Origin of the sequence: Mesorhizobium sp. M0778 (genome assembly GCF_040320105.1) — a bacterium.
In the GTDB taxonomy this organism is placed as follows: domain Bacteria; phylum Pseudomonadota; class Alphaproteobacteria; order Rhizobiales; family Rhizobiaceae; genus Mesorhizobium.
This window is the reverse complement of the sequence record NZ_JAMYPA010000011.1, coordinates 20,125-33,423: the sequence shown is the minus strand read 5'-3', so window position 1 is coordinate 33,423 and position 13,299 is coordinate 20,125. Positions and strand designations below refer to the sequence as shown.

Annotated in this window: 4 protein-coding genes; all 4 read right to left on the bottom strand. The window is 63.5% G+C overall.

Going from position 1 to position 13,299, the window contains the following annotated elements; translation table 11 throughout:
• Nucleotides 1–70: 70 nt before the first annotated feature.
• The gene (locus NKI22_RS17110; RefSeq protein ID WP_352640028.1) at nt 71–835 is read right to left on the bottom strand and encodes a heme ABC transporter permease; all 765 of its coding nucleotides are present in this window, start codon (nt 833–835) and stop codon (nt 71–73) included.
• 263 nt (nt 836–1,098) lie between these two features.
• Nucleotides 1,099–1,761, bottom strand: a complete 663-nt coding sequence (locus tag NKI22_RS17105; RefSeq protein WP_352640027.1) for a glutathione S-transferase family protein — start codon at nt 1,759–1,761, stop codon at nt 1,099–1,101.
• A 623-nt stretch (nt 1,762–2,384) separates the two neighbouring features.
• A complete protein-coding gene (locus NKI22_RS17100; RefSeq protein WP_023717211.1) occupies nt 2,385–4,154 on the bottom strand; it encodes a glucan ABC transporter ATP-binding protein/ permease in 1,770 nt (589 codons plus the stop codon).
• Nucleotides 4,155–4,518: 364 nt separating this feature from the next.
• Nucleotides 4,519–13,089 (bottom strand): glycoside hydrolase family 94 protein, encoded by an 8,571-nt coding sequence (locus NKI22_RS17095; protein ID WP_352640026.1) that lies wholly within the window; start codon nt 13,087–13,089, stop codon nt 4,519–4,521.
• Between the last annotated feature and the right edge of the window lie 210 nt (nt 13,090–13,299).

The window sequence follows — 13,299 nt, the reverse complement described above, 5'->3', positions numbered from 1 at the left end:
CGATCTCCCCCCTTGCGGGGGAGATGTCCGGCAGGACAGAGGGGGGTGGGAAGAAACTCGACGGATAAGATCAGCCGGGTTGCCGTTCAGCTTGCCTTGCCGCGACCCGGCGCATCGAAATGACGCGGCGGCGCCAGATCTCGGTGCGCATCGCCGTTAGGTGCAGCGCGAAGAACAGCACTGTGAAGCCGAGCGCCATCACCAGCAACGGCCACAACAGGCTTGGATCGATGGTCGGGCCGCCGAGCCGGAACACCGAAGCCGGCTGATGCAGCGTGTTCCACCAGTCGACCGAGAATTTGATGATCGGGATGTTGATGAAGCCTACCAGCGTTATGATGGCCGCGGCCCAGGCGGCGCGCCCGGCATCGTCGAGCGCGCGGGTCAGCGCGATGATGCCGAGATACATCAGGAACAGGATGAAGACCGAGGTCAGCCGCGCGTCCCACACCCACCAGGTGCCCCACATCGGCTTGCCCCAGATTGAACCGGTGATCAGCGCAAGGGCGGTGAAGACGGCACCGATGGGCGCCGCCGATTTCAGCGCCACGTCGGCCAGCGGATGGCGCCAGACCAGCGTGCCCAACGCCGAGATCGCCATCAGCGTGTAGCACATCATGGCAAGCCAGGCGAAAGGCACGTGGATATACATGATGCGCACGGTGATGCCTTGCTGGAAATCCTCAGGCGCCGTGAAGCTCATATAGAGACCGACAGCGAGGATGATGGCGGCCACGCTCGCCAACCACGGCACGACCTTGTCGACCAGCCCGCCGAACCGCGTCGGGTTGGCAAGGTCCATCCAGCCGGAGAGGCGTGAAGTCGTGTCGCTCATGCGGCTTTACATAGACCGCCGGCGGAGTTGCGGCAACCACGGCGCCGGCGGTCTCTCCTTCTCCCCTTTGTGGGAGAAGGTGGATCGGCGCGTGGCTCCGAGCCGGATGACGGCTCATGTCGAGCCTGAATCAGAACTCATCGCAATATGAAAGCCGCCAGTCGGTAAGCAACCCGATCGGGGCGTTTGATCGCGCCGAAGTTGACGCCAAAAGCGGTCAAGCTGGAAGCGTCGAGCATTGGTCAAACGCTCGGCGGCAGACTTCAAACCTGCTGTCGGCAGTTGGTTGATGGGGCGTTGATCGCAAATTGCGAGGCGAAAGCCCGGATATAGGCGGGCCGTGCTTCCCCGCGCGCTACATAGGCAGCCAAGTTTTGATATTCGTCCAAAATGCCTGACATTCTTAGTCGCAGCAGCACTGATACCATCAATAGGTCGCCCGCGCTGAACGCATCATCGAGCCAGTCGGCGACGCCTAAGTGAGCCGAGAGTTTGTCCAGCCGAGCGCGAACACGGTCCTTTACCAACGGCAAGCGCTCCTCGCTCCAAGGCTTGTCACTTTCGAATATTCTTGCCGTCGTTAATTCCAGGATCGGCGGCTCGACGGTGTTAAGTGCGGCAAACATCCACGTGATCGCGCGTGCGCGGGCATCGCGATCCTTCGGGAGCAGGCCCGCATGCTGCTCGGCAAGATGAAAGACGATCGAGCCGGTCTCGAACAGCGAGAGAGAACCTTCCTCATAGGTGGGGATCTGGCCGAAGGGATGGATCGCCAGATGGTCAGGCGCCTTCATCCCTGCGAAGGAAACAAGACGAACCTCATAAGGCTGACCCACTTCTTCGAGCGCCCAGCGAACGCGCGTATCGCGCGCCAGTCCCTTGCCGCCATCGGGCGATCGTTCAAATGCTGTGATAGTGATTGTCATCGCATCCGTTTCCTTGCCTGGGCGAATTTCTTCGGCTTCCTATCGTGAGACGAATGAGCCTCCCCGAAATCGACATCGGTCTTGACCTATTTCATTGCTGGGCGCCGCTCCCGATCAGAGGTCGTGATAGCGCGATGGCCAATTCGGCGAGGCTGCGCGATGGCCAACTCCGCGAGGCCGCGCGTAGGGGCTGCCTTGTTACATTGTCCGCTTTTGCGAGCTTGCGCCCTGAACGCAGACCGAGGCCCTTCCGGTCAATCCCGATTTACGGATTCACATCCTGATCTGCAGTGCGCCTACATCTCCATTTTTGGATGCAGATTTGCGCCAAGCTGGAGATGCGGGATCTGGACGCCGTCTGCGACACAATTCGCCTACGTCCGCGATGAGAGCTTGCAGCCGTGGCGGCGACGCGGTCTCCCCATCTCCCCTGTGGGAGAAGGTGGGCGTAGCGCCGAGCCGGATGAGGGGTGCTGAACGGAGTGAGGCGCCAATGATCCTATCTGCCGTGCGCCGAAGTCCGGATTTTGGATGAAGATTTGCGCCAAGCTGGAGCACCCCTCATCCGACCTCGCTTCGCGAGGCCACCTTCTCCCACAAGGGGAGAAGGCAAGGCGTGCCACTCAGGCGGCTTCGTTCACCGGATGGCTGAGGCGGCGAACCTCCTCGTCGTTGAGCAGGCCGCCGGCACGCAGCAGGCTGGCGAAGCGGCCGTTGCGCAGCGACAGTTCGGTGAACCCGCCCATCTCGACCACCCGGCCCTTGTCCATGAACACGACCAGATCGGCATCGCGAACGGTGGTCAGGCGGTGGGCGATGATGAAGGTGGTGCGGCCGCGCCGCAATTCGTCGATGGCGTCCTTGACGCGGTCTTCCGTCTCGACGTCGAGCGCGCTGGTCGCCTCGTCGAGAACCAGGATGGGCGCGTCCTTCAGCACGGCGCGGGCAATCGCGATGCGCTGGCGCTCGCCACCGGACAGCTGTCCGCCGCGTTCGCCGACGACCGTGTCGTAGCCTTCGCTCTTCGACAGGATGAAATCCTGCGCGGCGGCGGCGTTGGCAGCGGCATGGACCTCGTCATAGGTCGCCTCCGCACGGCCGACGCGGATGTTGTCCTCGATCGAGCGGTTGAGCAGGCCGGCATCCTGGAACACGGTGGCGATCGAATGGCGCAGCGACTTGCGGGTCACCGTGCGGGTGTCGATGCCATCGATCAGGATACGGCCGCCGGACGGCGTGAAGACGCGCTGCAGAAGGTTGATGAGCGTCGTCTTGCCGGCGCCCGTCGGGCCGACGATGGCGACGGTCTGGCCGGCCTGGACCTCGAACGACGCGTCGTCGACGCCCTGCCCGGAATTGCCGAACTCGAAGCAGACATTCTCGAAACGCACATGACCCGTGACGTTGACGAGGTCGCGCAGCCCGTCGGGCTCGGCGGCATCGGAAGCGGAGTCCTCGAGATGATAGAATTCCTCGAGCTTGGCGCGTGCCTCGGAAATCTGGTTGGCGAAAGCCGACATCTGGTCGAGCCGGGCAATCAGCAGCGTGGCAAAGCCGGTAAAGGCGATGACGTCGCCGATGCGCAACTGGCCGTGCGTCACCAGATAGGCGCCAATCAAGAGCACCACCATCATCGAAATCGTCGACGACAGCCGGTGCAGCGCGTTGGCCATCGCCCACCAGTCGAGCACCGGGTTCTGCGCGTCGAGCAGGTTCTTGACGTAGCGCTTGAGCGCCTCGGTCTCGTGGCCGATGCGGTTGTAGCTCTGCAGGACAGCGACGTTGCTGACCGAGTCGGTCACATGCGCAAACACCTTGTGGTAATGCCGCTCGACGGCCGCCTGGCCTTCCTTGGTGCGCCGCATCACCAGCCGTCCGATGCCAACATAGAGCGCGCCAAGCGCCAGCAGCACCATCGACATGCGGATATCCATGCTGAGCGCCGTGGGCACCAGCAGAACCAGCGCGACCGCGGTCGACAGATGCTGCCGCATGAATTCGAGCCAGAGGCTGAACAGGGTCTCGACCGCGCGCAGGAGCGTGTGCAGGGAATTGGAGGTGCCGCGCTGATGATGCCAGGCTAGCGGCATGGTGATAACGCGCTCGAACGACTGGCAAAGAACCTCGCTGCGCCGCTGGTGGGCAAAGCGGTCGGCGCCGCGCGCCACCAGCACGAAGGCGATGATGTTGAACGCGCCGAGGCCGGCCCACATCGCCAGCGTCGAGAATACCGAGCCGCGGTCCGAAATGGCATCGATCACCCGGCCGAACATGATCGGCTCGAGAATGGCGATAATGGCAAGCGCGACATTCGCCCCGCAGATAAACGCAACGCGTTTCCTGTCGGCAGCGAGATAACCAAGGGCTCGCCAGTAGATTTGCAGAAGTGACACTTCAGCTACTCCGCCAATTATTTATGGTGCAGTGCGTCATTTTTTGACTCGTATCGGTTGACGCGTCGCAAAACAATGCTCGTCTACCTCTTCCGTTCCCATTCCGCGAACAAAAGATGACGACGCTTCGAAATTTGCCGTGATCGTCTAACAGTTTGAGATAAAAGGTGAAATGTCAGCGTTGCGGCAAAATCATGGCAGCTGGAAAGCACTGCCACAATTTTAATCAGCAAGACCCCGGGCACGACGTCTAAAGTCGTGTGCAGGCATTCAGCAAGGTCAAACGCAAATATAACCGGTAGAGGCACTTGGAGTGCCCGTGCGTTCCCTGGGGAAGCGCAAGGGACGCTCCAAGCCCTTGAATCTAGGCCGGTATTCTGACGATCACCTCGGCGTTGTCTCCGGCTTTTGGCTCGAAGGACGAAGATTTGGTCTTCGTGCCATTCACTTCAAGTGAGATGGCCCGAGCCTTTTTGTCGCGGACGACGCGTACCTTGATCTCGGCGCCCAGCATCTTCAGGGTCGCCGAATAACCGTCCCAATGGCTGGGAAGTCTCGGCGTGAATTGAATGCGCTGTCCGCGACGCTCGATGCCGAGAATGCTCTCGACCGCCGCGCGATAAAGCCAGCCCGCCGAACCGGTATACCAGGTCCAGCCGCCGCGGCCGCCCTTGTCCTGCCCGGAATAAACGTCGGCCGCGACGACGTAGGGTTCCACCCGGTAGCGCTCTGCCGCGGCTTCATCGAGTGCATGGTTGACCGGATTGAGCATCGAAAGGCAACGGTAGGCATCGTCGGTGCGACCCATCTCGGCGAGCGCAATGACGAACCATGTCGCCGCGTGCGTGTATTGGCCGCCGTTTTCACGGACCCCCGGCGGATAGCTCTTGATGTAGCCCGGGTCCTTTTCCGTCCTCGAGAACGGCGGGGTGAACAGCTTGACGATCTTGAGCTCGTCGTCGACGAGCGTTTTCAGCGCCTGCCCCATTGCCGTCGTCGACCGCGCCGGGTCGCCCTCGCCCGAAAGCACGCTCCAGGACTGGGCGATCGAGTCGATCTTGCACTCGTCCGATTTGCGCGAGCCGAGCGGCGTGCCGTCGTCGAAGCTGCCGCGCCGATACCACTCGCCATCCCAGGCGGTGCTTTCCAGCGCCCGCTTCAGCATCTCGGCGTGCTTTGTCCAGGCCTGCGCGCGCTTGGCATCGCTCTGCGCCTTGGCGACAGCGGCAAAGTCGCCCAGCGTCTTCAGCAGGAACCAGCCCAGCCACACGCTCTCGCCCTTGCCGTGCTCGCCGACGCGGTTCATGCCGTCGTTCCAGTCGCCGCCGAGGATCAGCGGCAGCCCGGCTGGGCTGCTGCGCTTGACGGCAAGATCGAGCGCCCGCGCGCAATGGTCATAGAGCGAGGCTGTCTTCTTCGAGATTTCCGGGATGAAGAAAGCATCGTGCTCGCCTTCGCCCAGCGCCTGCCCCTCGATGAAGGGCAATTGCTCCTTCAGGATCGCGGTATCGCCCGTCACCAGCAGGTAGCGCGCCGTGGCGTGGGCCAGCCAGACCACGTCGTCCGAGATCATGGTGCGAACGCCTGCCTCTGTGCGCGGCAGCCACCAATGCTGCACGTCGCCTTCGGGAAATTGCCGCCGCGCCGCATTGAGGATCTGATCACGCGCCAGCTTGGGGTCATGCGCCAGCAAGGCCAAGGTGTCCTGCAGTTGATCGCGGAAGCCGAAGGCACCGCTTGCCTGATAGAACGCAGAGCGGGCACGGATGCGGCAGGCCAGGCTCTGATAGGGCAGCCAGTGATTGACCATGGCGTCGAGTGCCTTGTCCGGCGTCTCGACCTGGATGGTGTCGAGAAAGCCGCGCCACGTGCGCTCATTGTCGGCCAGCCGCTGATCGAAATCCCTGGAGCGATGGGTCTGCACCAGCGCGCTGGCCTCCTCGGGCGAGGCCGCGTCGCCGAGCAGCCAGAGCAGCGTGACGTCGCCACCGGCAGCGATGTCGATGTCGCGTGCGATGGCCGCGCAGGGATCGTCGCCGGCCTCGACACGGCCCGACAGGCCGGCGCCGCTCAGCACGGCATGCGGAAGCTCGCTGGTGCCCAGCCTGCCGATGAATTCGCCGCGGTCGGCGGTGACGGAATGCACCGCACCGTCGGCGGCCAGAAAGGCGATCCGTTCGCCAAAATCGAGCCCATAGGGATTTTGCGCCAGCAGAGCGCCGGTCGCGGCATCCCGGGACGGAACGATGCTTGCCGCGGTGCGCGAACGATGGCCGCCAAGAACCCATTCAGCATAGGCGTAGACGCGTAGCCGCATCGGCGCCGAACCCGAATTCTGGATGCGCAGCCGCGATATCTTCACCGGATCGACGGGATCGACGACATGGGTCAGGTCCATCGACAGCGGCCCGCGTTTTGAACGGAACGTCGAAAAACCCTGCCCGTGCCAGGTTTCGTAAGTCATTGTCGGGTCACGCACCACGGCAGCCAGCGGCGAGAACGCTTTGCCACTGGCATGATCGTAGATATAGATGCCCTCGCCCGGCCGGTTGGTGACCGGATCGTTCGACCACGGCGTCAACTGATAGTCGCGGCTGTTGCGGCTCCAGGTGAAGGCAGCGCCTTCAGCCGATATGTGGAACCCGAACGATGGGTTGGAGATGACGTTGATCCACGGTTGCGGCGTCGTGCGCCGGCCGGCAAGACGCACGACGTAGTGGCGTCCGCCGCCGTCGAAGCCGCCGAAACCGTTCCATTGATCGAGCCCGCTGCCGTCGACGCGGGCCTCGACCAGTGCCTGGGCGGCAAACGCTTGCGCCGTCGGCACCGGCAAGGACGGCTCGCGAAGCGCTGCAAGGTCTGCCGGCTGGAGGGCGGCGTCTCGCGCCTGCAGTGCCGCGGCCTCGGCGCGCTCGATCTGGTCGAAGATGGTGCCGTTACGCGTATGCAGCACCACCCGGGCGACGGCGAGCAAAGTCCTGTAGGTCGTTTCCTCCATCAGATCGCGGCGCACCGCGAAGATGTGCTGGCGGGGTCCAAGCTCCTTGCCGCGCAACCGGCTGTTTTCGCACAGCGTCTCGACCGCGCGCTGCAAGTCCTGCACGTATGACGAAGCCTGCTCGTTGACGACAACAAAATCGATCATCATGCCGCGGGCGCGCATGTATTCCTGGAAGCGAAGCGCCTGGGCGACGATCTCCAGATCGGCGACATCGGCGATCCTGACCAGGAAAATCGGAAAATCGCCAGATATGCTGGTCGGCCACAGGCTGGACTGCCTGCCGAGCCCGGAGGCGATGGATTCGCCGGGAAGGCGCAGGAACGGATCGGGATATATCAGGTAGCGCGCCAGCTTCTGCACATTGGCGGCGTCGGACAGGCTGAGGCCGAGGTGACGGGTTTGCACCTGCGAGCGCGTCCAGGCGAGCATCGCCTGGCGGGAGAAGCTTTCGGGATGGTCGAGCCGTGCGATAGCGGCATCCAATTCGGCGCGATCGGCGCCGACGACGGTCCAGAACGTCAGCGAAATCTTCTTGTTGGCCGGCACGCGCACCTGCCGGCGAAGCGAGGCGATCGGATCCAGGGTGAAGCCGGAATGGCCGCCAAGCTTGGCGCCGGGATCAAAGGCAGCCGCGTCCGTGATGGTGCGGCCGCGGCCAATGAAGGAGCGCCTGTCGGTTTCCGCCTCGGCATCACGCGCCGATCCAGACGGATCGGTGACGAAATGCACCATGGTGACATCGGGTTCGTCCTTTTCGCGCTTGCGCCTGGTGGCGAAAATCGCGCCGTTGTTCGGTGCAATCTCGGTTTCCACGAACATCTTCGAAAAGGCCGGATGCGCATTGTCCGAGGGCTCGGAGCCCAGCACCAGTTCGGCATACGAAGTCACTTCGATGTGCCGGTCGGCGGCGCCGTCATTGTAGAGCGTTACCCGCCGGCCCTCGCCATTGCCTTCCGAGATGACGATGCACTCGACCTCCGAACGCAGCGACCCAATCGATTTGACGAAGCTCGCCTTGTCGTCGGAAAACAGCGTCTGCACACGCTCGTCGGTGGCGCGCTTCGGCTCGGCGGTGGCCGACCACCAGTCGCCATTGCTGGCGTCGCGCAGGAAAATGTAGGAACCAAGGCGGTCCTCGGTCGGATCCGGCTGCCAGCGCGTGACGGCAAGTTCGCCCCAGCGGCTGTAGCCCGAGCCAGTGGCGGTAGCCATGACCGAGTAGCGGCCGTTGGACATGACACTGGTCGAGCGCAGCGCCCTGAGCGGATCGAGCACGATGCGTGTATCCGGGCTCTCGAGCTCGGTCTCGTCCTTGGAGCGCTCGTCGGCCTCGGTCCTGACGGTCGCCGTCGGGATGTCGCGCGGCGCCCTTTCCTGCAAGAGCAATTCGGCCGACTCGATCACCGGATCGCTGTGGAAGCGGTCGCGCAGGCGCCCTTCGAAGATCGCATCGGCAACGGCGGCGATCGACATGCCCGAGTGGTGGGCCATGTAGTTCAGCACGACGGCGTGGTCGGTACCCTCGGGGACGCGTTGCGGCGTGAAATCCACCGCGTCGTAAAAGCCATGCCGGCCCAGTGCGCCCAGCCGCCTCAGCCTGGCCAAGTTCTGCACGGATTCATGCGGCGTGAACTGCGCTGCCAGCACGGTCGCGTAGGGCGCGATCACCGTGTTTTGGCCAAGGCCGCGCTTCAGCCCGAGCCCGGGCACGCCGAAATTGGTGTACTGATAGGTCAGTTCGCGGTCGCGGGCGTTGTAGGCCGCTTCCGAAATCCCCCAGGGAACGTTCTTCGACCGGCCATACTGGATCTGGCGCTTGATGATGAGCTTGCTGGTCTGGTTGAGAATGCTGCCTTGCGGCTCCTTCATCACCAGCGGCGGCATCAGATACTCGAACATCGAGCCGGACCAGGACATCAGCGCGCCCTGGAAGCCGATCTCGACGATCGGCCGGCCGAGCCGGAACCAGTGCTCGGTCGGCAAATCGCCCTTGGCGATGGCGAACAGGCTGGTCAGCCGCGCTTCGGAGGCCAAAAGGTCGTAGCAGCTTTCGTCGAGCTGATGCTCTTCGACCCGGTAACCGATCGACAAGAGCTTGCGTTCGGGCCGCATCAGGAACGAGAAATCCATCTCGAAGGCGAAACGGCGCGTGCGCTCGCGCAAGGTCAGAAGCTTAGCCCGCAATGCCGCGACGGCGTTTTCGTCGCTGTGCGCGTCGTGGACATGCGCCTCGCAGGTGGCTTCGAGCCTGGCCGCCCAATCGGCGATGGTGTCGCTCTGGGTCGATGCGGCCTCGGTGTGGATGGCTGTCGCGAGCTTGCGTATCTCGCCGGCCAGGACGGCCAGGTTGATAGTGCGGATCGACGCCATCTCCGGCTGCGCCTTGATCAATTCCACCGCCCGCCGCATGCCGTCGAGACGGTCGGCGAGCCGCTGGCGCAAGGGCCGCAATTGACGGCGGTCGTCGGGCAACTCCTCAAGGCTTTCGTCGAGGATGGTGACGGTGTCGAGGATGCCTTCGAAGTCGCCCTGCACATGCACCGACGGCGCTTCCGCCCATTCGGCGCAGGCAGCGGCCACGGCCACCAGATGGCCGGCGAGATTGCCGCTGTCGACGGCAGAAATGTACAGCGGATAGAGCGGCTTCAACGTCGTGGTGTCGTACCAGTTGAAGAGATGGCCGCGATCGCGCGGCATGCTCTCGATGGTCGACATGGTCGCGTCGATGCGGTTGACGGCGTCGGAGAGGCTGATCCAGCCGAAATCGCGTGCCGAAATCACGGACAGCAGGTAGACGCCGATATTGGTCGGCGAGGTGCGGGGCGCCACCACGGGGGCCGGGCTTTCCTGGAAATTGTCCGGCGGCAGATGGTGATGCTCGGCCGTCACGAAGGTCTCGAAATAGTGCCACGTTCGCCGCGCCACGGTGCGCAGCGCGTGGATATCGGCGGCCGATATGCGCAGGCGATCCTCGGTTTCGGCCGAACGGCTGATCCAGCAGGCGATGGCGGGCGAGCCGATCCAGAACAAGGCAAAGAAGAAGGCGACGAAGGCGCCGGTGGAATCGGCCAGCACCGGCACAGCGAGGCCGACGACGCCGATGATCACCGCGCCGTACATGATGCTGTAATAGGAGCCGAGATCGTTGTCGCCGCCCTTGTGTGCCTGCGAGGCGGTGCGCCATTCGAGCAGGTTCTGGCGGCTGACGAACAGGCGGTAGAGCGTGCGGATGATCGCGTCGCCCATCATCCAGGCAAGATGCGCCATCAGCACGATCTTCAGCGCCACCAAGGCGGTACCGAAGGCAACGTCGCGCGCCAATGCCGAGAAATGGCCGCGCGGCGTCTGGTCGCCGCTCTTCGGCAGGATGGCGTTGACGATGTCGAAAGTGGGCGCCATGAACAGCGTGAGGATCAGCAGCGCCTGCCATTGCGCCGCCTGCGTGAATGGCAGCAGCGTCCAGCCGGCGATCGCGGCCATCACCCAGAAGATCGGCGTCACCGAGCGGCGCAGATTGTCCACCATCTTCCAACGCGACAGCGCCGGCACGTTTGAGCGCGGGCCGAGGATGAAGCCCAGAAGCTGCCAGTCGCCGCGTGCCCAGCGATGGTGGCGCGATGCGTCGACCGAATAGCGGGTCGGATAGTCCTCGACCAGTTCGACGTCAGTGACCAAGGCCGATCGCGCCAGCGCGCCTTCGAGCAGGTCGTGGCTGAGGATGGTGTTTTCCTCGATACGGCCCTTCAGCGCCGCCTCGAAGGCATCGACATGGTAGAGACCCTTGCCGGTGAAGGAACCGTCGCCGAAGATGTCCTGGTAGAGGTCCGACACGGCAAAGACGTACGGATCGAGCCCGCGATTGGCGGAAAAGACACGCTGGAAGAACGACGCCTCGTCGCCGCTGGTCAGCGACGCGGTGATGCGCGGCTGCAGGATGGAATAGCCGGCCGTGACCTCGCGCCGGGCCGCGTCGAAATGCGGACGGTTGAGCGGGTGGCAAAGCTTGCCGGCCAGCGCAGCGACGGCGTCGCGGGTTGTGCGGGTGTCGGCGTCCAGCGTCATGACGTGGACGACGCTCTCCGGCAAGGGCACTTCCAACGGCAGGAAGGTGGTGTCGCTGTCGCCGCGCAGCAAGAGGTTCAATTCGTGCAGCTTGCCGCGCTTGCGCTCCCAGCCCATCCAGACGCCTTGCGAGGCGTTGTAGAGCCGGCGCCGATGCAGCAGATAAAAGCGCGGCGCGCCATCCGAGGGATAGCGGGCGTTCAGTCGGGCGATTTCGGCGCGGGCGAATTCGAGGATTTCGACATCCGCCGTATCGATCTCGGTCTTCGAGTCCGGCCAGTCGGAAAGCAGCGCGAAATGGATCTCGCCCGCCGTGTTGGCGAGGTGATGCACTTCGATGTTGCGGATGTTCTCCTCAACGTCGTCGCGCGAGCCGATCAGCGACGGCACCACCACCAGCGTCCGTGCCTCGGGCGGTACACCATGCCTGAAATCATAGCCGATGAGACGCGTCGGCTTCAAAAACAGCGAGACGACGGTGTTGAAGAATGCGAGCGCGCCTTCGCTGGCCGGCACCGCGAACAGGGCCAGCATCAGGACGATCGACGGCACTGACAGGCCGAGATTGGCGAGCGCATTGCCGGAGACGACCAGAAGCAGGACCGTCAGCGCAAACACCGGCACGACGATGCCCAGCCATCCGGTCTTGCGGAACGTCCGGTTGATCGTCTTGCCGATGGTAGGCCGGTAGCCGATCGACCGCTCCAGTTCCATCCGGCGCGGACCGACCAGAAAGAAGCCGACGTCGGTGTGAGCGATCGGACCGGTTTCGGAGCCCGGCGCATCGGCAGCATGGCCGGCGAGTTCAATCGCCCGTTCGGCAACGCGAAATTCGGAAAGATCGGAACGGCGTGCCAGCTCCTCGATCGCAGTCCGGTATTGGTCGCGCGAAAAGAAATCGAGCGCCGCGAAATCGGTGCGCTCGCGCAGCAAAGTGTCGATGCGGCTGACGCCCTCGAACCACACCGTCCAGTCGATGTCATTGATGAGGCGCAGGCCGCGGATGATGTTGCCGGTGGTCACATTGCCGCTGGACAGCGTGCGGTGCTCGCTGAGGATGATTTCCTCGGCGTCGGAGCCCGTCCTTTCCAGCTCGCCCTCCAGCCATTCCAGCGCCCTGCCGGCATTTTGCGAGCCGTCGCGCAGCCGGTAGAGCAACTGGGTTGCGAAGGTGGTGTCCTGCGCATGGGCGCTGTAGCCGGAAAGTATCGTCTGCCGGTCGGCGCTGTCGTCCGTCGCCAGCACACGGTCGGCGACCTCGTTGGCGATCTGGCGCAACTCCCGCGTGCGATTGACGCGCACCGCGATCCGGCGAAGATTCTCGATCAGGACAAAGCGCAGCAGCGACGGCAGCGCCCATAGCTCGCCGATCTTCAGCGGCTCGACGGACTGGAAGCCTTCGACGATCGCCTTGAACATGGCCGACGAGACGGAACTGTCGGAATGCGCGACATAGGTCCATGCGACCGCCAGCGCGCGCGGCACGCTGGATCCGTCGGACAGTTTCAGCGTCGGCAATTGGCGATAGAAGCGGCGCGGCAGGTCGCGCTTGACCTGGAAAATGGTCTCCTCGACCAGGTAGTTGTTGTCGAGCAGCCACTGTGCCGCGGGAGTGATCGTTTCGCCTCTCGCCTGGGCAGCGTTGGTGGAACGGTAGACATCGAGAATCTTCCTGGCGCTGTCGCGGATGCGCGCCTGAAAATCGAAAGGCGTCAGCCCGAACAAATCCTTGGCATCGCCATTGGCAAGGGCTGCGCCCAACGCGCGCAGCCGATCTTCCGTCAGGAAATGGGAGCGTATCGGCTCGTCGGTGACAGCCGGGAAGCTGGCGCTCGTCTTTTCGATCTGTGCGAGATTGGTCTGGATATTCATCTAAGGTTCCGTGTTGGGGACGCAGTGCGGCGTCACCGCCACGGCAATGTCCCTAAAACCGGTCCAAATGCAATTGGTTGCATCGCAACACTTGGCCGAATGTTTGTTTCCGCACCACGACAAGGTGTCGTCTTTCGACAACTTCCAGGCGAGCGCCTCCGAGCATCGTTTCGGCTTCTGATCGGCGGAAGATTCAGGCTTTTTCGTGAT